The organism is Nonlabens marinus S1-08 (genome assembly GCF_000831385.1).
GTDB classification, from domain to species: Bacteria; Bacteroidota; Bacteroidia; order Flavobacteriales; family Flavobacteriaceae; genus Nonlabens; species Nonlabens marinus.
Genome location: NZ_AP014548.1, coordinates 2,189,578 through 2,211,074 on the forward strand (window position 1 = coordinate 2,189,578; position 21,497 = coordinate 2,211,074).

Here is a 21,497-nt window from a genome sequence, read left to right on the forward strand (position 1 = left end):
AAATAGTGAGAAGAAAAACAGCGAAATGGATTAGAAAAACACACCGCTATTTGGGTATCTTCTTAGGTATTCAGTTTCTGATGTGGACAATCAGCGGGATGTATTTCAGCTGGACAGACATCGACGAGATACACGGTGACCATTTTAAGAAATCGGCACCTGTGCAGACCTCATTTAATGATTTGCTCGGCACATCCCAACTGGCTACTAAAGAACCAGTTCAATCCTTGGAACTTCTAGAAATAGCAAATGAACCTTATTATTGGATTAATGATGCACAGCTTTATAATGCAAGAACCGGTCAAAGGAAAAATGGGATTACTAAAGAAGAGGCACAACAAGTTGCAACTAGGAATATGTCGGACGATTTGGAAATGGAAAAGATCCAATTAGTCGATTCTGTAGGGCCACATCACGAATATCGCGGTCGCCCACTTCCAGCTTATGTAATCTCGTATGAGACACCACAAAATTTAAAAGCCTATGTGGCGGTTGAGAATGGCGCTTTTCAAACGGTGAGACACAGGGATTGGCGCTGGTTTGATTTTCTATGGATGACCCATACTATGGATTATCAGGGAAGGGATAATTTCAACACATTCTTGTTAAGGGCATTTTCACTTTTAGGATTGATAACCGTCTTAAGCGGTTTCGTTTTATGGTATATCAGTTCCCCATCGATCAGAAGACTGAAGAAGAAAATTAAATAATTAGTAACCAAAAAACCAAAAATTATGAATTCAAATGAACACACAAATTCAGGAAAATCAAAAAATCACTATACGCGTTTTGTAGCGATGCTCGCTTGCTCTTTTATAGCAATGTATATTACAATGTATTTAAACACCTATGAATGGGACCACGTATGGTTTAGCCTTACACGCTTCTATATGGTCTGTCTTGGTATCGCTGCAATGGCCATTATCATGTTTGTGGCAATGCGCGGTATGTACCAAAATAAAAGAAAGAATATCGCCATAGTCTTGGGAAGTATCGTTCTCTTTGTAGGTGCATTAGGACTGGTACGTGACCAAAAATCCACCGTGGGCGATGTGCTTTGGATGAAAGCAATGATACCACACCATTCCATTGCAATTTTAACAAGTGAACGGGCAGATATTGAAGACCCTGAAGTCAAGAAGCTGGCAGAAGAAATCATAAAGGCACAACGCAGGGAAATCGCCGAAATGAAAGAAATGATTGAACGTTTAGAGAACGAATAATTAGGGCGCTCGATCGGGCTTTCCGCTATATCTTTTTTGTACAGAAAAAGCACATAAAAGGATACCGCTTCAATCCCTAGCGCATCCACCAGACCTAACAGGTTTTAAAAACAAAAGTTATGAACAAGAACATTTTATATATAGCACTAGCCATAATAATAGGTTTGGGCGCAGGCTGGCTCATTTTTGGAAACGGGTCAAGTGATACCATGGCAAATAAGGATATATCCGATATGTCTGATCAACACGACCACTCTGGCGAGAGCGCAGACCAGATGTGGACGTGCTCTATGCATCCACAGATTATGCAACCCGAAGCTGGCGATTGCCCAATATGTGGAATGGACTTGATACCTGTAGAATCAAGTGCTGACGGTCTCGCAATGGATGAGATTAAAATGACCGAAAACGCAATGGCGTTGGCAAATATTCAAACTACCATTGTGGGTAATGCAGAAAAAAGCGATGATGATGGGATGATATCCCTTTCGGGAAAAATAGCTGCCAACGAAGAAAATAAAACTGTGCAAGCCAGTTATTTTAAAGGCAGAATAGAACGACTCAACGTAAACTATGAAGGTCAACAAGTTAATCGTGGTCAATTATTAGCAACCATTTACGCACCCGACCTTGTCGCAGCACAGCAGGAATTAATTACCGCAGTATCGTTAAAAGAATCGCAACCCGCTTTATACCAAGCTGTTCGCAATAAACTCAAAAACTGGAAGCTTTCAGACGTACAAATTAATGCCATAGAAGAAAGTGGTAAGGTGCGAGAGAACTTCCCGATTTATGCGACGGTTTCCGGAACGGTTTCAGAAGTAATGGCTGCACAGGGTGATTATGTAAATCAAGGACAACCTATTGTGAAATTGAGCAACTTAAATTCCGTTTGGGCAGAATTTGATGCTTATGAAAATCAGATAGCACAATTCAGCGTTGGGCAAAAAATCAACATCACTACCAATGCCTATCCAAACAAAAAATTTGAAGGAACAATTTCGTTTATTGACCCTGTTCTAAATAATGCGACACGAACGGTAACGGTGCGGGCAACTCTGCAAAATAGAGACGACCTATTTAAACCAGGAATGTTTGTGACGGGTAAAGTCAAAGGTGTAACGCAAACTATGGAAAGTTCACTTGCCGTACCCGCAAGTGCTGTACTATGGACAGGCGAGCGCTCATTGGTATATGTAAAAACCAATCCTAACGAGCCTGTATTTGAAATGCGCGAAGTGACCTTGGGCAATCGCTCTGGCGAAACTTACCAAGTATCGTCCGGCTTAAATAACGGCGACGAAATTGTTACCAATGGAACATTTACAGTAGATGCAGCTGCTCAATTACAGGGTAAAAAATCAATGATGAATCAACAGATAATGCCAGATGAATCGGCTATGATGCGCGATATGGAAATGAGTTTCAGTAATGCGTTTAGTTCTGCATTTAAAGAAGTATTACCATCGTATCTAAAAATGAAAGATGCTCTGGTGGCAAGTAATGCTGTAAAGGTTTCCGCTTTCGCGAAAGCGACATCTAAGAAATTAAAGGAAATTTCTACATCGGATTTAGGCAAAATGGAAAAGCAACATCTTACCAAAGGTATCGAGATGCTGGATGCTATCGCAAACAATGATATGTTGGAAAATCAGCGTTCTCACTTCGTCATCCTGAATGAGAATATCGTGCCTATTGCTATGAGTGTTCAAAATTTAAACAATTATTTCATCCAAAAATGCCCGATGGCAAACAACAATAAAGGTGCAGTTTGGTTGAGTACAGAAGAAGAAATTAAGAATCCATATTACGGCGATGCGATGTTGACTTGTGGTAGTGTGATTGAGTCATTGTAATTGTCATTTGCAACCCAGTTCCAAAACCATTCAGTTACCTTTGTACTGTGAGAATATTTGCAATCATACTTTCCATTTATTTCTTGGCACTCAATGTAGTGCCTTGTAGCGATGCGGCAAATAATACCGATGATACCCAAGTTGTTACAGTAATCGATATTGATGGCGACCACGACCAAGACTGTGAGTTATGTTCGCCTTTCTGTCAATGTCATTGCTGTCACGTTCATACAATCGACTTTGGGTTAATGGCGTTTGAGCCATATCAAAGCCCAATATCAAGTAAAATTTTCACATCTTTTCAAAACCACGGCAAGGATTTCCTTACTTCCCTTTTTCAGCCTCCGCAAGTATAATTCAGTTTTCATAGGATAGCTATATCCTGTTTTAAAGTTTTTCTAATTGAAAAGCTTTTTGATGTTTTCGCTTTCAAGCTACTTAGTAGCGCAGAAGTTCATATTGAGCTTGTCGAAATACGAAAGCGTACCCTCTTTTTTAACTGAATTAATTCCCTAATCTATGATTAATAGAATCATTGATTTTTCAATCAATAACAAATTCATTATTGGCCTATTTACCTTGACTCTTATAGGAGTTGGTATTTGGTCAATGGCAACCGTAAACCTTGGTTCGGTACCAGATATTACCAATAATCAGGTTCAAGTAATTACCCAATCGCCCAATCTGGGAACGGAAGATATTGAACAGTTCGTAACCTATCCCGTAGAACTATCTATGGGTAATTTGCCAGGCGTTACCGAAATAAGATCTATCTCACGCTTTGGGCTTTCTGTAGTGACGATCGTTTTTGAAGACGATATGGGGACCTATCTTCCTCGGCAGCTGGTACAGGAAAAACTTAACGAACTGGGCGAATCCATACCTGAAAAATTTGGAAGTCCATCTATGGGGCCCATTTCCACAGGATTAGGTCAAATTTATGAATACACTATAAAACCAGAGGAAGGTTTTGAAAGCAAGTATTCGCCTATGGAACTACGCACCGTTCAGGACTGGGTTATCAAACGACAACTCACATTATTAGAAGGCGTAGTAGAGGTTAATTCTTATGGTGGTTCCATAAAACAGTATGAGGTTGCTGTCGATCCAGAGAAGTTGAACAGTATGGGCATCAGTATTTCACAAGTTTATGAGGCTCTCGCTCGAAACAACGTGAATACAGGAGGTGCTTACATAGAGAAAAATAAAATGTCAAATTTCATAAGGGGCGAAGGTCTTATTCGCTCTTTGGAAGACATCAAGAATATCTCAATTACCAATGAGGGTAACATTCCTATTACTATTGGAGATGTTGCAACGCGTGTCCATTTTGGGAATCAAGTGCGTTACGGTGCTTTTACGCAAGACGGTAAAGAAGCCGTGGGAGGAATAATAATGATGCTAAAAGGATCAAACCCCAATGCTGTTATTGAAAATGTTAAGGATCGTATGGCAGAAATAGAAAAATCCTTGCCAGAAGGTCTAACTATCGTACCTATAATTGATCGTAGTGAACTTATTGCCAGAACTACAGATACGGTTAAGACCAATTTACTAGAAGGTGCTTTGATCGTGATATTTGCCCTTGTTTTATTATTGGGAAGTTTAAGAGGTGGTCTCATTACGGCCACTACCATACCGTTGTCCCTGCTCTTTGCCTTTATCCTGATGAAGCAGTTTAATGTATGGGCAAACTTAATGAGTTTGGGAGCTATCGACTTTGGGATTATTATAGATGGTGCCGTGATTATTATAGAAGGTACGGTGTATGAGATCCAAAAACGCATTAGGTCTGGCAAGCTAGAATTCAATCAAGGCGTGATGGATAAAGTAGCCTATGATGCCGGAAGCACAATGATGAGTTCCGCTTTTTTTGGGCAAATCATTATCCTCATCGTTTTTACGCCTATACTTTTTCTTACAGGTGTAGAAGGTAAGATGTTTAAACCTATGGCATACACCTTTGGGTTTGCAATGATAGGTGCTATCATTTTGTGCCTTACGTATGTTCCAATGATGTCTGCACTCTTTATGAAACCAATCCAAAACACCAAAAACTGGTTTGGTAGATTTGAGCGCTGGCTTGAAAAGGTAAGTGATAGAATCATAGGTGCTATACATAGTGCTTATATGCCTTTATTAAAAGGAGCTCTCAAGCTGAAGCTTATCGTGTTATCATCTGCTGCTGTTCTGCTTATTATCGCTGGATTCATATTTTCTAATATGGGTGGAGAATTCGTGCCGCAGCTCGATGAAGGAGATATAGCAATGCAGGCGTTCATTAGACCTGGAAGCTCGCTAACAGAATCTATTGAAGTTTCAAAGAAAATAGAAACTATCCTATTAGAAAATTTTCCTGAAATTAAAACGGTAACAGCACGTATAGGTGTGGCAGATATCCCTACAGATCCTATGCCTATGGATATTGCAGATATGTACATCATTCTCAATAAGGATATGGACGACTGGACAACCGCTTCTACTAAAGAAGGTCTGATTGAAGCTATCAGGGATAAACTGAATGATGAACTCGTAGGTGTTAATTTATCATTTACCCAACCGGTCGAATTAAGATTTAATGAGCTTTTAGAAGGTGTAAGAGAAGATATTGCAGTAAAGCTATATGGCGAAGATTTAGAGGTGCTATCAGAAAAGATTCAGGAAATGGCTGCGATTATACAGACCGTCCCTGGCGCGGGCGATGTGAGCGCAGAACGTACAGCTGGACTACCACAAATGACCGTAAAGTTCAAACGAGATAAAATGGCGCAATATGGACTGGATATTCAAAAAGTAAATGATTACATAAGTACCGCATTCGCTGGCGGAACCGCAGGAGTAATTTTTGAAGGCGAGAAACGATTTGATCTTGTGGTACGATTTGATGAAAGCCATAGAAAAAGTATCGATGACCTGCGCAATATGTACATCGATCTTAAGGATGGAAATCAGGTGCCCATTATCGAAATAGCCGAGATCGAATACGTCCCTGGACCTATGCAAATCTCACGTGACAATACATATAGAAGAACCTATGTAGGTGTAAATGCACGAGGCAGGGATGTGGAATCCGTAGTAAAAGACATTCAGCAAAAATTAGATGAAGAACTAGACTTGCCACCAGGATATTATATTACCTATGGTGGAGAGTTTGAAAACCTGCAAAGCGCAAAGGATCGTTTGGTAATTGTGGTGCCCATCGCCTTGTTCTTGATATTTATACTATTATACTTTGCCTTAAAATCCTTTTCACAATCCCTAATGATTTACATAGCGATACCCTTGGCAGCCATCGGTGGTGTGTTTGCCTTATGGCTTAGGGATATGCCTTTTAGTATTTCCGCAGGTGTAGGGTTTATTGTGCTATTTGGTGTCGCAGTTCTTAACGGGCTGGTTCTTATTAACCGATTTAATTCTTTAAAGGAAGAAGGCGTTACAAGCATAAAGGATAGAATATTTCAAGGGACTAAAGAACGTATTCGCCCCATAATGCTCACGGCAACCACTGATATTTTCGGATTTTTACCTATGGCATTTTCCACATCAGCCGGTGCAGAGGTGCAGCAACCGCTCGCTACGGTGGTTATTGGTGGGATGCTTACAGCCACCCTGCTCACGTTGGTCGTTCTTCCCGTGCTCTATACCTTTATAGAAAAGCGACGTGAGCGCAAAGACCAGAACAAAATCGGTTCTTTTCATCCGCAAGCATTGACAACGATTTTGATACTTGGTTTTATGTTAGGTGGTACCGCTTTCGCGAAAGCGCAACAAACACAAGCACCTGTGCCAGACCTCATTGTTCAGGATAGCATTACACCGATTACCTTATCTCGGGCTGTAAAAGTTGCCAAAGAGAATTATCCTGCACTTAAAGCGAGCCAACTCGAAATCGAAAGACAGAACGCCCTCACAGGCAATGCCTATGACTTCGGGAGTACGCAAATATTTACAGGTGGAGAAGAAGTGGCAGATGGTCAGGGTGTTTATACATTAGTCGGTATCGGGCAACAGAATATCGATCTACTCGGAATAGGTGCCGAAAAACGCTTGCAACAACAACGCATCCAGTTAGCCGAGACAGCTTTTGATCTTTCTGAAATTCAAATAGAACTGGAAGTCAAAAAAGCCTGGTCAGAAGCTTTTCAGGCAAAAAAGAAGTTCGCTTTGTACCGAGAATTGGACAGCATTTATGGTCAGTTTGCTCGATCGGTAGAGCTCAATTATGAAGTCGAAGCCATTTCAAGATTGGAATATGGCGCCGCGCGCAATCAAGCTTTGCAGGTCAATAATAAATTTCAGCAGGCAGAGACAGACTATTTCATCGCTCTGCAAAAACTCAATCTTTGGTTGACACCAGATACGATGTACACCGTTACTGATGAATTGGGAGATACTGAAATTTCAATTTTAGAGACAGATAATACATTGAATGGACATCCTGAATTATCGCTTTCGCGAAAGCGTATAGACGAAGCACAGGCAAGTTATGATGCAGCAAGAGCAAACTTATTGCCCAAGTTAAATCTGCAAGGTGGCCTACAACGTGTCAACGGCGATAGCGGTTTTTACACATATCAAGCAGGGATTTCCATACCGCTGCTATCGGGTCCAGACCGCAGCCGTGCAAAAGCGGCAAAACTGGATGCACAGATTGCAGAAACCAATGCCGCCTTCAAACAGCGTGAACTGCAATCACAATTTGCACAGGCACGGCAAAATTATGCGCGATGGCGGGACACTTGGTTTTTCTATAAAACCGAAGCCCTGCCGCTTGCCATAGACCAGCGAAAGGGCGCATTGCTGGCGTACAAAGAAGGTGCGCTGGATTATGCAGCATTCACGCAAATTATACGTGATGCCATACAGACCGAAATGGATGCGCTGGAGGCACTCGATAATTATTTAGATGCCTTGTTTGAACTACAATATTTCCAAAACTAAAAAAGATGAAAACGATAAAATATATACCGATTACCGCAATGCTGATGGCATTGACATTGACCAGCTGTGGCGAATCAAAAACTAAAGATGGCCAAAATGAAAAAATAAATTCTAAAACTGAAGAAACTATTTCTGATGATGAATATTCTGATGGCGAAGCTAAAGAAGTAATGCTCACGGCACAGCAATTTGAAGCTTTGCAGATGGAAATTGATACACTCGCGCAACGCAATATGAGTGGTTATGTAGAAGCAAATGGGACCCTGGAAGTACCACCCCAAAACGAAGCAATTATTACCACCCTTGCAGGAGCAAATGTGGCATCCATAGAAGTAATTGAAGGCGACGAGGTGAAAAAAAACCAAGCCGTTGCCTTTTTATCACACCCCAGTATTATACAGATACAGAGTGATTACTTAAATGCGTACAGCAACAGTCGCTTTTTACAACAAGAGTATGAACGCCAAAAAAGGCTTTATGAAGCTGGTGTGGCATCTGGTATGAATTATCAAAAAGGCACGGCAGACTATGAGGCATCTACCGCAATGGTGAATGGATTGGAAGCTCAGTTGCGACAATATAACATCAATGTGAGTGGTGTTCGCAACGGTACTATTTACCAGCGTGTTGCATTGCGCAGTCCCATTGCAGGTGTTGTAGAAAAGGTTTTCATAAAGACTGGACAATATGTAGAACCACAGACCAACCTAATGGAAATAGTAGATACAGACCACGTTCACGCAGATTTAATGGTTTTTGAAAAGGATGTGGATAAAGTAAAGAAAGGACAAAAGGTACGCTTCAGTATTCAATCGAGGTCAGGAAAAGAGCTGGAAGCCGAAATTTATTCGGTCAGCCAGACTTTTGAGCAAGATCCCAAAGCAGTACACGTACACGCAGAAATTGAGAACAAGGGTGGCGGTCTCATCCCTGGAATGTACATTAAAGGTAGGATTGAAGTTGATAACCAGCAGACGACTGCACTACCTGAAAGTGCCATTGTTACAGAAGCTGGTAAGGATTACGTGTTTAAAGTGCAAAAGGAAGGCGATGCGTGGAGTTTTATACCAGTAGAGGTTACAACCGGCGAGAAAGATGGCGACTGGATAGCCATACGCTTTTTCGAAACCCCAGACCCTAATACCCGCTTTGCCTACAATAATGCCTATTACCTTATGGGAGAGATGAATAAAGGCGAAGCAGAACACGAACATTGATGAATATGGAAAAGACAAGAAAGAAAAATTTAAAAGAAGCCAGAACACTACAGGTTTGGAACGTTATTTACGATGTTATCGAAGTGGTGGTATCGCTTATAGCAGGGTTTGCGGCAAACAGCTCGGCATTGATTGGATGGGGGTTGGACAGCACTATAGAAGTTGTAAGTGCGGCAACGTTGGGCTGGCGGTTGCACGGTGAGCTCAAGGGCATTGATGAAGAAAAAGTAAAACGAAGACAAAAAATCACGCTGAATGTGATCGCAATTTCCTTTACGCTAATTTGTATCTTCATTTCGTATGATTCAATTACCAAGCTCATCACTAGGGAAACCGTAAGCTGGAGCACGATGGGACTGGTCATATTGCTGGTCTCGCTCGTTGTGAATCCTATCTTGATCTATTTCAAAAGAAAATATGGAAAGAAACTGGACAGTCCCGCCTTACTGGCGGATGCCAAGGACACCTTTATTTGCCTGTACCAGACCGTGGTCGTACTTATAGGATTACTATTGGTCAACTGGCTGGGCTGGTGGTGGGCAGATCCTGTAGCGGCATTGCTTATCGTCCCCTATGCTGCAAAAGAAGGCTGGGAAGCCTATAATAAAGCTAAGAACATCAACTATAATATCGTACAAAATGACTGAAATAGAAAGAACCTTAAATGATCATAGCGTGCGTCCCACTGCTATGCGCATATTGATCTATAAATATCTTGCTGAACAAAAGATTGCTCAGGCATTGCTTGATATTGAAACCGCTTTCGCGAAAGCGGAACGCTCCACCATTTTCAGAACATTGAAAACATTTGAAGAAAATGGGATTGTGCACCAGATAGAAGACGGCACTGGAATCACGAAGTATGCGCTTTGTGAGCCAGGTTGTAATTGTGAGATAGAACAAGATTTACACCTGCACTTTCGCTGTAATAATTGCAACGAAACCGTATGTCTTACCGAGCATAAAATTCCGCATATCAACCTGCCAGATGGCTACGTGGCCGAAGATGTAAATCTTGTCGTGACAGGTATTTGTGAAAAGTGTAGTTGCTGACTTTGCACAACGGTTGCGCAATAGTTTCAGTAAATTGTATTATGCAAAAACCCATAATATGATACAGATACTAAATTCAGATAAAGAAAATGTAATTGCAGCTCGCATCACGGGCACAATTTCAAAGAAGGATGTGGAAAAAATCCACCCGCTCATCCACAACATCGTCGAAAAAGGCAAACAAGTAGATTTCTATTTTGAAATGGAAGACTTTGATGGCTATACCCTCAAGGGTTTTTGGGAAGATATAAAGGCAGATGCGGCTCATATTTCAGATTACGGGAAAATGGCATTTGTAGGCGAAAAGAAATGGCAAGAATGGACTGCAAAAGCTACAGATTTCTTCACAAGTTCTGAAGTACGATTCTTTGAACTGGAAAATAAGGAAGTAGCTACACAATGGATCAAGGCATAATATGAAAAAACAAAAACTTGATTTAAAGGACATAGATCCCAAAGAGCACAAAGGCGAGCACAGTCACAACGATGGCCATAACCATAGCAGTCCAGAACAACTGTCTAATTTCAAAACCTACCTGCCGGCTATTTTCAGCTTTGTAATGTTGATTATCGGGATTGCGGTTGATTACTTTGACACCTTCCAGTTTTTTGAAGGTTGGGTAAGAGTGGTTTGGTACACGGTAGCCTACATACCTGTTGGTTTCCCAGTAATTAGGGAAGGTTGGAAAAGTATTAGAAAAGGGGATTTCTTTACCGAGTTCTTCTTAATGTCTATCGCCACATTAGGGGCGTTCGCCATCGGTGAATATCCTGAAGGTGTGGCGGTGATGTTATTTTATGCGGTGGGCGAACTGTTCCAAAATGCAGCGGTCAATCGAGCAAAAGGAAATATAAAAGCCTTACTCGATGTTAGACCTAATGAAGCTTTGGTTTATCGTAGTGGCGATTATGTTTCAGTAAATCCCGAGACGGTTGAAATTGGCGAAAAGATTCAGGTGCGTGTAGGCGAAAAAGTTCCGCTGGATGGCATTCTGCTGTCTGAAAAGGGTTCTTTTAATACGGCTGCCTTGACAGGCGAAAGCAAACCTCATACTATTGCTAAAGGTGATAGTGTTTTTGCTGGAAGTATCAACCTTGATGGTGTAATCGAGATTGAAACCACAAAAGAATTTAAAGACAGTTCCATTGCACGAATTCTGGATATGGTGCAGAATGCAACTGCCAGAAAATCAAAGACCGAACTGTTCATCAGAAAATTCGCAAGGATTTACACGCCAATCGTTGTATTTCTGGCAATAGGACTGACCTTCCTGGCATACTTCTTTGTGGACGATTACGTGTTTAGGGATTGGCTTTACCGGGCGTTGATATTTCTCGTTATTTCGTGCCCCTGTGCGTTGGTCATTTCTATTCCGCTGGGCTATTTTGGCGGATTGGGTGCGGCATCACGAAACGGTATTCTATTCAAGGGTGCATCCTTTCTCGATGCAATGACCCAAGTGAACACGGTCGTAATGGACAAAACAGGAACTGTTACCAAAGGTGTTTTCAAAATTAAGGAAATCAATTCCATCACATTTGAGGAATCTGATTTTATGAAATACCTGATGGCGATGGAAGAACAATCCACACATCCCATTGCAAAAGCGATTCTTGAGTATAGGGCGGACGGTTCAGATTATGAGGCGACTAATGTTTCAGAGGTTGCCGGAAAGGGATTGAAAGGAACGGTCAATGGGAAGACGGTGTTGGTAGGCAACAAAGCGTTGATGACTTCAAACAACATAGAAGTTCCTTCGGAAACGGATGGTATCGTAGAATCAATTGTAATGGTGTCTATTGATGGGAAATTTGCAGGTTATGTAACCATTGCAGACGAACTAAAGGATGATGCCCATCTGGCCATTAAACAAATTCGGGATTCAGGAATCACCAAAATTATAATGCTATCAGGCGACAAGGACTCTATTACGCAGCAAGTTGCAAAAGAGTTAAACATCGATTGGGCAAAAGGTGGGTTGTTACCAGAAGATAAACTGAATGAAGTCGAAGAACTCAAAAAACAACCTGATACGAAAGTTGCATTCATAGGCGATGGTATCAACGATGCACCTGTTTTGGCAGCAAGTGGTGTAGGTATCGCCATGGGTGGTTTAGGAAGCGATGTCGCCATTGAAACAGCCGATGTTATCATCCAGACCGACCAACCGAGCAAGATTGCAAGAGCGATTAAAATTGGTCGTTCCACACGCAGAATCGTATGGCAAAATATTGCGCTTGCATTTGGTGTAAAAGTCATTGTTTTGATATTGGGTGCTGGTGGGCTTGCGACAATGTGGGAAGCCGTATTTGCTGATGTAGGTGTTGCTTTGTTGGCTATTCTTAATGCTGTTAGGTTGCAGAAGATGAAGTGGGAATAACTGTATTGTCAAAATAATTGAAATTAAATGAAATAAAATTGATTTTTCCTACGGGAACACTTTATTAAATACCTTTAACCAAACACAAACTATATGGTTAAAGAATTACTCGATGCGTTTCTCAAATACAAAGAAGACATCAAACCCCTTATGGATACGGATTTATCAGATCCTTTAAATATCAAAAAGGGTTTAGCGCTCAGTACCAAAAGCATGCATTTTTTGCGCCGCTTGATCCGGGATAAGAAATTTCCAACCATAGAGGAGGAGATTGAGTTTTTTAAACATACCAAACCATTTATCAACGGACGGATTATTTATTTTTCTACGTTGTATAATTTCCAACTCACAAGAAAAGCAGGGTCTATTAAAAAGAGACAAAATTGTATTGATAGGGAGTTGGAAGGCATACAGCTGTTGATACATCGCATTCCAGAATTTTACGGGTACCACCGCACCAATGATACACGTCTCGATGAGTTCTATTTCGTGAGAGGACACGAAAAGTTAGACCTCATCTCTGATCCGTCCTACCATTATACGGATCCAGATTTTTCTACCAGTCACGACATCTCTGTTTCTCAAATTATTGCTTACGATCTACTGACGTTGTATTTCAATAAAGAATTAGAAACACTCAGGCGCATCGAACTCAATCTCAAAACAGAGCCCGAAAGTCCCGCCATCCTTCACGACCTTTCCTGGACCGCTTCTAAAACCGATTTGGTGGAGGTGATCTATGCCTTACAGGCATCTGGAGCTATTCGCGACGGCAGGGCAGAGATCAAGAAAATGGCTCAGGTTTGTGAGACCCTATTCAATCTCGACTTAGGAAATGTGTACAAAACGTATTTAGAAATCAAATCGCGAAAATCTGATAAAACCTTCTTTTTAAACCAACTCAAATCCAGTTTAGATGCGAAGATCCTCAGCGAAGAGGAAAAATACTAAACCCTTAATTACCATCACTTTGAAATTTTCATAGTGTTAAAGTTCTTCGGTACCTGTTCGGTAGTACCGAAGAATTCATATCAATTTAAAGCAGCTTTGTCCAACGAATGTCAAATCAGTGGAAAGGAGCTGCTTTAAAAATGATAACCTGGTGGCTCCTTTTTTTAAAACTTCAAATCTATGCCAGCAGCTATTATTACCACAGACGATCTACACGATTTCAAATTAGAACTTATAGCCGAATTCAAAAAGATCATCGAGCAACCCGCTTCAAAATACGTTAAGAAATACCTCAAGTCCGCTGAGGTAATGGAACTACTTCAGATCAGCCCAGGAACCTTGCAAAACATGCGCATCAATGGAACGCTACCTTATTCAAAGGTGGGCGGGATCATTCTTTACGAGACAGAGGCCATTCAAAAAGTACTGGAGGACAATCGTGTGAATAACCAATAGGAAAATTTGTCCATTTTGATTCATGATGCAAGAAGTCAATTACATCCTACACCTCAACGCAGTATTTAAATTGTTTCAGGAAGATGGAAGGTTAAACCCAACGCATATCAGTTTGTATCTGGCCTTGTTTCAATTATGGAATCATCATCGCTTTCGCGGAAGCTTTCACGTGAACAGAGAAGATGTAATGAAGCTATCTAAAATCGGGTCCAAATCCACCTATCATAAGTGCCTGCGGGAATTGCACAATTACAAGTATTTGATTTATGAGCCATCCCACAATCCATTCAAAGGGTCAAAAATTAAGATGCTCAAATTCAGTTCCCGCGAAGGCGGGAATCTCTTGGAGTCAGACAAACAAATTGATTCAAATCCAACTGTCCCATATTCAAGACAAGTAGTGGGACAAGTGGTGGACTTAGGTGTCCCAAATCAAGGACAAGCACTGGTACCTTCTAATAAACATATACAAACTAATAAAAACAGCTTTAAACTAACCAAGCCAAAAAATGAAAATGAAGTTTTAGAATTTTTCAAAAAAGAAAAGTGGCCAGAGATGGAGGCGCAAAAATTTTACAACCATTACCAATCCATCGGTTGGAAAATAGGAGGGAAGATCAAAATTGAGAATTGGCACGCTTCCGCGAAAAATTGGATGCTCAAAGCTGACGAGATCAAACAAGAAAAACAAGTGTCCCATTTACGGGACAACTCTAACATTCCCCCTCTGGGGGAACCAAAGGGGGCTAACAACCTCCACACCACCCGAAACAAGAACTACAATCAACCCCTTTAATTCCCGCGCAGGCGGGAATCTTTAAAACCTACCACCGAAGTCATCCCGCGTTCATCGCGGGACCGCTTTAATCAAACCACAATCACAAACATACCACCATGACAAACCTCGCCACCACTTTCAATCCAAACACCCCTCACATCATCTACGAGGGTGGTTTGGAATACCGTTTGGGCACCTTGGAAGGAAATCTCATTCAATACGATTTTGCCAAAGTCGTTAAATACTTAGGCGTAAAAGGCAAGCTACTTTTTGGTAAAGATTTCAAACTCTATGATGAGGATAAAGAACTACTCTTAAAACTAGCCAGCTATTTTGTAGGTGATGAGAGTTCCTGCAGCAAGTATGATCTGGAAGTAAGTAAAGGACTTTTACTAACCGGTCCCGTAGGTTGCGGAAAGACAACTCTGATGAGGTTACTCCCTCACTTAACGCCCCACCGTCGTGCCTACGAATTCATGCCCTGCCGCAACATAACTTTTGGTTTCAATCATTTAGGCCACAAAATCATTGAGGACTATGCCACCACAAAACCCTATTGTTTCGACGATCTAGGCGTAGAACAAACCGGCAAGCATTTCGGCCAGGACTGCAATGTCATGGGAGAAATCCTAATCTCCAGATATGAAATATTCAAGAATCTTACACCTCACAACAATTCCCCCTCTGGGGGATTAAAGTGGACAAGGGGCCAAGGGGCTAGGGGATTAAAGGGGTCTTTAACCCACGTCACCACAAACCTCAACGCTGACGAGCTCCAAGAGAAATATGGCGAACGTGTACGCTCACGAATGCGCGAAATGTTTAACCTGATTTCGTTTGATGAGAATAGTGTTGATAAAAGAAAGTAATAATCTCACTCTTTATAGCGAAATTGGGAGTTGCATACCATACCCGTATTTGATATCTAACTCTCACGATCTATTTCTTCAGTGCCCAATATTCTGAACCACCTTCCTCAATGATTCTAGACACCAAAGCTTCAGTCTTGTTTGCAAAGGGAGTTGTATACAGGAATTGAAATAGATCAACCCACATACCTCTCAGGTATAAATATTGTTCGGATGATTTATTTCTGATCGTTCCATTGAGAATTAACAGTTCGCAAATCTCAAGTACCTGTTCGGGACTCCGTTTCGCAAAAGACATAAGCTGTCCTTCTAAGGGGTGTAAAAAAGATAGTTTGCCATCTGTTGATTTGAGAGTGGACAGAATTAGCTCGATCTGTGTATCCATACTCAATAAAGAACTTTTATTCGAAACCCAGAAAGAAAAACATTCAAGGATTTTCTGTTCCGGTCGATGATCAAGGTATCGATGCCACAAATCTTTTAAAGATTGAGATATACCTTCTGGTAGCTTTGAGCTTGAGCTATGCTCTTCATCAATGATGTGGTGCCCTATCAGATCGATAAATCGTGAGTTTGATTTACTACAACCTTTTTCAAAAAATAGATCTACAATCTGTTCGGCTTTATTACCTGTTGCTGCGTAAACGAAGTAATTCATCATATGCGTAGCAATGCCAGTATCAAATGATCCACTGTATTCTCTGTCAGTTTCTGGTACAGGAGGATTTGTAATCCAGTAAACGTACGCGTCTTGATACATCGGTAATTCAAGATATCCAGTCCATGGACTTTGCCTTAAAAATCCTATCCAAACCTGAAGTCTTAAAACATAGGGGTACGATTCAGACCATAAATGTTTCGTTTGGTGAAGTAACCACGATCTATCCAGATTGAATATGGTGCAGGTGTAGAACCCAAACATAAAATGCAATGCTCTGGTTTTTTCATTATAAATGAAATCTTTAAGTGTTGACTGCCATCTTTCAGCTGGATGAATATGCTGAAAGCGACTTTCATTCAAATGCGTTAGAAAATTCATATAAGACATGAAAGCTCTACCACGAATTGAACTTAAGGCAAGTGCTTGGGCATCCCATGCAAGTGAAGGCCCTCCCGCTTTTGAAACAGTTTTTTGTGTGGTTGATAATTCCTCGTCGGTTGGTTTAGGATCCTCATGAAGTAGCATGATTTCTAGAATCTTGCCTAACTGCTCTATACTGGTTGGATTTGTACTCGAATCGATAAAGTTTGAAGATGGCTCTACCAGTTGCGCTACAAGATCTCGCACCCGTGAAAATATCATCTCCTTAGTGGTCAAATCATGAAACCTTGATTGAAAATCCTCAGAATAGGTTACATCTACCAATTTGTCCTCTTTGTATAATGACAAAACTTCGGCAACAAAATCAAGAACTAGCTCTTGATCTTCTTCTATTAGAGCCCCACGAAAACATTCCACAAGTCCATCCAATATGTGATAAACGTACGTGAGCGTTATTTTCTCTGGTTTTAAAAAATCTTTCAGTCTAGGCAAATATTCAGAGGCACGTTCTTTCATGTCTTGAGCTATTAATTTGCCCAGACCCGATGCGTTGATAGGTCGTAGAAATGATTTTGACCTCCTTCTTTTGATAATTTTTTCAGGATGCCATTCCTTTTCTATTTTTTCTATCAGTTCATTAACTGGGAGCTTTGCTAGGTCTAGCTTGTTTATGGGCGATTGATCGAGTACCATACCCCCAGTGACTGTACTTATTGAAGGTGTTGGTTTGTAATTCTCGATCAATTCAATTCCCTCATGAGCCAATTCATTTAGCTGTTCAATGCTTAAAAATTCTTGAATGGCAGAAAAAACAGGTGTGGCATAAACTATTTTACGATGTGAATTTTCTGATTCTTTATTAAAGTACAATAGGTAGTTCTGGAAGATTTTCTTTTTTTCCTGATCGTTGAGTCTGGGATAATGTTTGCTAATAGTTAAACCGTATTCAGCGCCAGAGAGAAATTCAGTGGGTTCATCAAAATGCGTAAAGCGAACAGATTCCTCTACAAAGAGGTCATTGTAGCACATACCTGCCATACCAATCAAATGATATCTCAATTTCCAGCAAATGGGAGAATCGGGTAGTTCATTCCAAATAAGTGAAATATCTTCTGTTTCTGTGGATGCTGCGATAACCCTTTCAGCAAGATGCTTATAACAAAGCAGCAATTTTTCAATAATTTCTGTGTCGTAATCGATGATTGCAGAATGAACATCGGTGGAAACAACATCAAAACTTAAAAAGTTAATAGCATCTTGATAAGGAAAAATAGCTGCTTCATGACTTTCAAGGCATAATCCATTATTAAAAATTTTGCACAGCAATTTGAGTGTGTCAACGGTATGTGCGCTTGGGGTTTCTAGTAAACCTACCAAAGTTTGTTCGGTCGTTGTAACCGCATAATTGAAGGGATTAAACCCTCTGCGTGACCAAGGGTCGTATTTTGTAGGCATTGATGAGTCTACCGCAAACCTAACTTTCAAATAAAGAATAAAATGATTCCAGTTCCCAGTTTCGACTATATTCTCAGCGAGATTTTCCAATAGGTAGTCGGAACGATCTTGTACGTTTTTGAATGACCATGGTGGCGTATCTAACATTTTTAATAAAGCCTCTCTATTGTCGCCTTGAATATATGCAAGAGATCGAATCAAACTATGTCTAGTTGCGGCTGGATCAGCATCTTTGGCAACTCTATAATTCAAAAAAATAGAAGCAATCATGTCTGGAGCCTTGCTGGCAAGTCGTTCAAGTGAAAAAAGCTCAAACGCTAGCCATTGATCCAGTTCAAAATGTTTTACGGACCACTGCAGGTCATCGTAAAAGCCATGCTCGATGAGTACAGATAGCGATTCAGGTGTCACGATGGAATAGAAATACTGCGCTGCATCTAGACTTTTAGTAATATAATTCTTGTTAGCTTCAATATCTGCGATTTCTGGTTCCGCATTTCCAAATTTCAGTACTAACTCGCCTAGACGCTCGTGAACATCTAATTGCCTGAATAGAATTTTATAAAGTTCATCTTCAAATTCATGAACCAGTCCATCATAATCCGATTCTGAAACCTGATCCTTAGGATTGGGTTTGTTCAAATAGTGATGGGCGATATCCGAGAACATATTATAGATCTTTCCTAATTTATTCAAATGTTTGATCTCATTTTTTCTGGTCCCAAACATTTCAAATAGGACTGATTTCTTATCTGTGCCGTTAGGAAACTGAATGAATTTAGATTGGTGCAATACATGGTAAAAGATTTCTCTAAAAGAATGAGCTGATTGAGACATCCAGTCTGGATTTGCTCTCAGGTTAGGTTGCATTGCAAACAAACCGCCCTTATAAAGCTTACTTGCGCTAAAGGGAATATTGTATTGATCAAATAGCTTATCCAGACGCTGGGCAATAAATGTTTGCCTGTCAGTTAAGGTTGTTGTTTGATAAATATTTGATAAAGCTTGATCTAAGGCCATTTAAACAGTATATGGGATAAGCGGATATTCTAAATGAGTACTGCATTATGCTCGATCTTGAATATTCAAAATATAGATAAGATTGTTTCCGCTTTCGCGAAAGCGAAATAGGCAACAATCATCACTACCCTAAAATACAGTATATTTTTAATATAAATCACGTACATTTCACTATTCAAACTAGATCATGATGAATCGGATCAAGGAAATCCTCGAGGACAAAGGTATCAAACAGGTATGGCTGGCACAGCAGCTTGATAAAAGCTACAACGTGGTCAACGGCTATGTACAGAACCGCGCACAGCCCAGTCTGGAGGTGCTTTATGAAATCGCACGCATACTGGATATTGACCCCAAAGAACTATTAATTACCCCTAAAGAGCAACAGTAAGAGATGGACGGTACAAGCCTAACACCACAGGAAATAAAACTACAGCAGCTCAAGGAGCTGCTACCAGAAGCCTTTAGCGAGGGAAAAATAGATTGGGAAAAACTACAGCTCACGCTGGGTAGGGACATTAACTTAAGCAATGAGCGCTATTTACTCAATTGGGCAGGAAAGAGCGATGCCTTTAGGGCACTGCAAACACCAGCCACGCAAACGCTCATACCTCTCAAGGAAGAAAGCATCAATTTTGAGGAAACAGAGAATATTTTTATCGAGGGCGAGAATCTTGAGGTACTTAAAGTATTACAACGAAGCTACTTCAATAAGGTCAAGATGATCTATATAGATCCACCCTACAATACGGGTAACGATAGTTTTATCTATCCAGATAAGTTTAGCGAGACTAAGGACGATTATCAAAAGCGTGTGGGCGATAAGGACGAGGACGGTTATATGACCAAGGAAGGCCTCTACCATAAAAACAGCAAGGAAAACGGTCAGTACCACAGCAACTGGCTCAATATGATGTATCCACGCTTGTTTTTGGCAAAAAATCTATTAAAGGATGACGGCGTGATTTTCGTATCGATTGATGATAATGAAGTGCACAATCTTCGTATGTTGATGAACGAGATTTTTGGAGAAGAAAACTTAATGGGCCAGCTTTTATGGAAACGTAGACAAAATGCAGATAGCAGAAATCAATCAAATGTTTCTACCGATCACGAGTATATTTTAGTCTATTCAAAAAGCTCATTAGCATCCTTCGTCGGAAAAGAAATTGATAAATCTAAATACAAAAACCCAGATAAAGACGAAAGAGGACCTTGGGCAAGTATAGATTTATCAGGATTGGCAACTAAAGACCAACGACCAAATTTACATTATGATATAGTAGATCCAGAAACAAATATCTCTTATCCTCCAAATCCTCGAAGAGGTTGGTCTAAATCTAAATCGAATGTTGAGGAAATGATCGCAGATGGAAGAATATTATTTCCAAAGTTACCGTCCGGAAGACCGAGGGAGAAAAAATTTGTGAAAGATCTGCAAAAGGATCGTACCGGTTTTTCCACTTGGCTCAATTCAAAAATAGTTGGCTACACCACAAATGGAACTAGACAAGTATCAGCTTTAATGGAAGATAAAATTTTTGATTTTCCTAAACCTGTTGCTTTAATTTCATTATTTATTGAACAAATAACTAAAACAAAGGAAGAAGATATTGTATTAGATTTCTTTGCAGGATCGGGTACGACAGGGCAAGCATTATTAGATACAAATGCAGCAGATGATGGCAATAGAAAATATATATGTGTTCAGCTTCAAGAAAGAACATCAGAAAAAAGCGAAGCCTTTAAACAGGGCTACAAAACAATTGCTGATTTAGCAAAAGAACGCATTCGACGTGCCTCATCAAAAATCCAAAATGAAAATCCAGATTATAAAGGCGACCTCGGTTTTAAAGTCCTAAAACTGTCAGACAGCAACTTTAAACAATGGCGCCAGCTGGACGTCAAGGATGAAAAGGCAATCGAAAAGCAACTGGATATGTTTGTCGATCCAGTAAGTGAGAATGCCGTCATAGAAAATATAGTATATGAGTTGCTTCTCAAGTCAGGAAAGGATCTCAACAGTAAAATCACTCACAAGGATAGTCTCTATATTATAAATGACAATGAGCTGGTTATGATGCTGGAGCAAGCCACAGAAGAAACGGTAAAGACAGCAATCAAACTCAAACCAATTAAAGTAATTGCTCTGGACAAATTGTTTAAGGGCAACGATCAGTTAAAAACCAATACGGCATTACAAATGAAGGATGCAGGTATTGAATTTAAAACCATATAAAGATCAATCTAATTCC

17 protein-coding genes are annotated in these 21,497 nt (G+C 40.4%); 16 read left to right on the forward strand and 1 reads right to left on the reverse strand.

Going from position 1 to position 21,497, the window contains the following annotated elements; genetic code table 11:
- The first annotated feature begins 2 nt into the window (after positions 1-2).
- From NMS_RS10045 to NMS_RS10105, 14 genes are all read left to right on the forward strand, one after another.
- Positions 3-710: a PepSY domain-containing protein gene (locus NMS_RS10045; RefSeq protein WP_041497650.1), complete on the forward strand. Its 708-nt coding sequence runs from the start codon at positions 3-5 to the stop codon at positions 708-710.
- Positions 711-734: 24 nt separating this feature from the next.
- The gene (locus NMS_RS10050) at positions 735-1,223 is read left to right on the forward strand and encodes a DUF305 domain-containing protein (RefSeq protein WP_041496589.1); all 489 of its coding nucleotides are present in this window, start codon (positions 735-737) and stop codon (positions 1,221-1,223) included.
- Positions 1,224-1,342: 119 nt separating this feature from the next.
- Entirely contained in the window at positions 1,343-3,079 is a 1,737-nt protein-coding gene (locus NMS_RS10055; protein ID WP_041496590.1) for an efflux RND transporter periplasmic adaptor subunit, read from the forward strand.
- 47 nt (positions 3,080-3,126) lie between these two features.
- Complete coding sequence (locus NMS_RS14095) at positions 3,127-3,435, forward strand: DUF6660 family protein (protein ID WP_084217688.1); 309 nt, start codon at positions 3,127-3,129, stop codon at positions 3,433-3,435.
- Between the two features lie 163 nt (positions 3,436-3,598).
- Positions 3,599-8,020, forward strand: a complete 4,422-nt coding sequence (locus NMS_RS10060; protein WP_041496591.1) for a CusA/CzcA family heavy metal efflux RND transporter — start codon at positions 3,599-3,601, stop codon at positions 8,018-8,020.
- Positions 8,021-8,025: 5 nt separating this feature from the next.
- A complete protein-coding gene (locus tag NMS_RS10065; RefSeq protein ID WP_041496592.1) occupies positions 8,026-9,237 on the forward strand; it encodes an efflux RND transporter periplasmic adaptor subunit in 1,212 nt (403 codons plus the stop codon).
- 5 nt (positions 9,238-9,242) lie between these two features.
- Positions 9,243-9,884 carry a cation transporter gene (locus NMS_RS10070; protein WP_041496593.1) on the forward strand — a complete coding sequence of 214 codons (642 nt, stop codon included), beginning with the start codon at positions 9,243-9,245 and terminating at the stop codon, positions 9,882-9,884.
- Positions 9,877-10,290 carry a Fur family transcriptional regulator gene (locus NMS_RS10075; RefSeq protein ID WP_041496594.1) on the forward strand — a complete coding sequence of 138 codons (414 nt, stop codon included), beginning with the start codon at positions 9,877-9,879 and terminating at the stop codon, positions 10,288-10,290. The genes NMS_RS10070 and NMS_RS10075 overlap by 8 nt, the downstream gene beginning before the upstream one ends.
- A 58-nt stretch (positions 10,291-10,348) precedes the next feature.
- Complete coding sequence (locus tag NMS_RS10080; protein ID WP_041497651.1) at positions 10,349-10,705, forward strand: SpoIIAA family protein; 357 nt, start codon at positions 10,349-10,351, stop codon at positions 10,703-10,705.
- 1 nt (position 10,706) lies between these two features.
- Positions 10,707-12,671, forward strand: coding sequence for a heavy metal translocating P-type ATPase (locus tag NMS_RS10085; RefSeq protein WP_041496595.1), 1,965 nt, complete (start codon positions 10,707-10,709; stop codon positions 12,669-12,671).
- Positions 12,672-12,764: 93 nt separating this feature from the next.
- Entirely contained in the window at positions 12,765-13,622 is an 858-nt protein-coding gene (locus tag NMS_RS10090; RefSeq protein ID WP_041496596.1) for an RteC domain-containing protein, read from the forward strand.
- Positions 13,623-13,802: 180 nt separating this feature from the next.
- Positions 13,803-14,078 carry a helix-turn-helix domain-containing protein gene (locus tag NMS_RS10095; RefSeq protein WP_041496597.1) on the forward strand — a complete coding sequence of 92 codons (276 nt, stop codon included), beginning with the start codon at positions 13,803-13,805 and terminating at the stop codon, positions 14,076-14,078.
- Positions 14,079-14,100: 22 nt separating this feature from the next.
- Entirely contained in the window at positions 14,101-14,874 is a 774-nt protein-coding gene (locus NMS_RS10100) for a hypothetical protein (RefSeq protein WP_231862381.1), read from the forward strand.
- A 98-nt stretch (positions 14,875-14,972) separates the two neighbouring features.
- The gene (locus NMS_RS10105; protein ID WP_041496598.1) at positions 14,973-15,725 is read left to right on the forward strand and encodes a P-loop NTPase family protein; all 753 of its coding nucleotides are present in this window, start codon (positions 14,973-14,975) and stop codon (positions 15,723-15,725) included.
- Between the two features lie 70 nt (positions 15,726-15,795).
- Here NMS_RS10105 and NMS_RS10110 read toward each other — a convergent pair whose 3' ends face one another.
- On the reverse strand, positions 15,796-19,242 hold the full coding sequence (locus tag NMS_RS10110) for a hypothetical protein (RefSeq protein WP_041496599.1): 3,447 nt from the start codon (positions 19,240-19,242) through the stop codon (positions 15,796-15,798).
- A gap of 190 nt (positions 19,243-19,432) precedes the next feature.
- On the opposite strand from NMS_RS10110, the gene NMS_RS10115 reads away from it, so the two are divergent.
- Both NMS_RS10115 and NMS_RS10120 read left to right on the forward strand, forming a co-directional pair.
- The gene (locus tag NMS_RS10115) at positions 19,433-19,633 is read left to right on the forward strand and encodes a helix-turn-helix domain-containing protein (protein WP_041497654.1); all 201 of its coding nucleotides are present in this window, start codon (positions 19,433-19,435) and stop codon (positions 19,631-19,633) included.
- A 3-nt stretch (positions 19,634-19,636) separates the two neighbouring features.
- On the forward strand, positions 19,637-21,481 hold the full coding sequence (locus tag NMS_RS10120) for a site-specific DNA-methyltransferase (protein WP_041496600.1): 1,845 nt from the start codon (positions 19,637-19,639) through the stop codon (positions 21,479-21,481).
- The last annotated feature ends 16 nt before the right edge of the window (positions 21,482-21,497 follow it).

Coding starts and splice junctions, on each gene's coding strand:
- NMS_RS10050 (WP_041496589.1), top strand. CDS start 735: ATGAATTCAAATGAACACACAAATTCAGGAAAATCAAAAAATCACTAT.
- NMS_RS10055 (WP_041496590.1), top strand. CDS start 1,343: ATGAACAAGAACATTTTATATATAGCACTAGCCATAATAATAGGTTTG.
- NMS_RS10060 (WP_041496591.1), top strand. CDS start 3,599: ATGATTAATAGAATCATTGATTTTTCAATCAATAACAAATTCATTATT.
- NMS_RS10065 (WP_041496592.1), top strand. CDS start 8,026: ATGAAAACGATAAAATATATACCGATTACCGCAATGCTGATGGCATTG.
- NMS_RS10070 (WP_041496593.1), top strand. CDS start 9,243: ATGGAAAAGACAAGAAAGAAAAATTTAAAAGAAGCCAGAACACTACAG.
- NMS_RS10075 (WP_041496594.1), top strand. CDS start 9,877: ATGACTGAAATAGAAAGAACCTTAAATGATCATAGCGTGCGTCCCACT.
- NMS_RS10080 (WP_041497651.1), top strand. CDS start 10,349: ATGATACAGATACTAAATTCAGATAAAGAAAATGTAATTGCAGCTCGC.
- NMS_RS10085 (WP_041496595.1), top strand. CDS start 10,707: ATGAAAAAACAAAAACTTGATTTAAAGGACATAGATCCCAAAGAGCAC.
- NMS_RS10090 (WP_041496596.1), top strand. CDS start 12,765: ATGGTTAAAGAATTACTCGATGCGTTTCTCAAATACAAAGAAGACATC.
- NMS_RS10095 (WP_041496597.1), top strand. CDS start 13,803: ATGCCAGCAGCTATTATTACCACAGACGATCTACACGATTTCAAATTA.
- NMS_RS10100 (WP_231862381.1), top strand. CDS start 14,101: ATGATGCAAGAAGTCAATTACATCCTACACCTCAACGCAGTATTTAAA.
- NMS_RS10105 (WP_041496598.1), top strand. CDS start 14,973: ATGACAAACCTCGCCACCACTTTCAATCCAAACACCCCTCACATCATC.
- NMS_RS10110 (WP_041496599.1), bottom strand. CDS start 19,242: ATGGCCTTAGATCAAGCTTTATCAAATATTTATCAAACAACAACCTTA.
- NMS_RS10115 (WP_041497654.1), top strand. CDS start 19,433: ATGAATCGGATCAAGGAAATCCTCGAGGACAAAGGTATCAAACAGGTA.
- NMS_RS10120 (WP_041496600.1), top strand. CDS start 19,637: ATGGACGGTACAAGCCTAACACCACAGGAAATAAAACTACAGCAGCTC.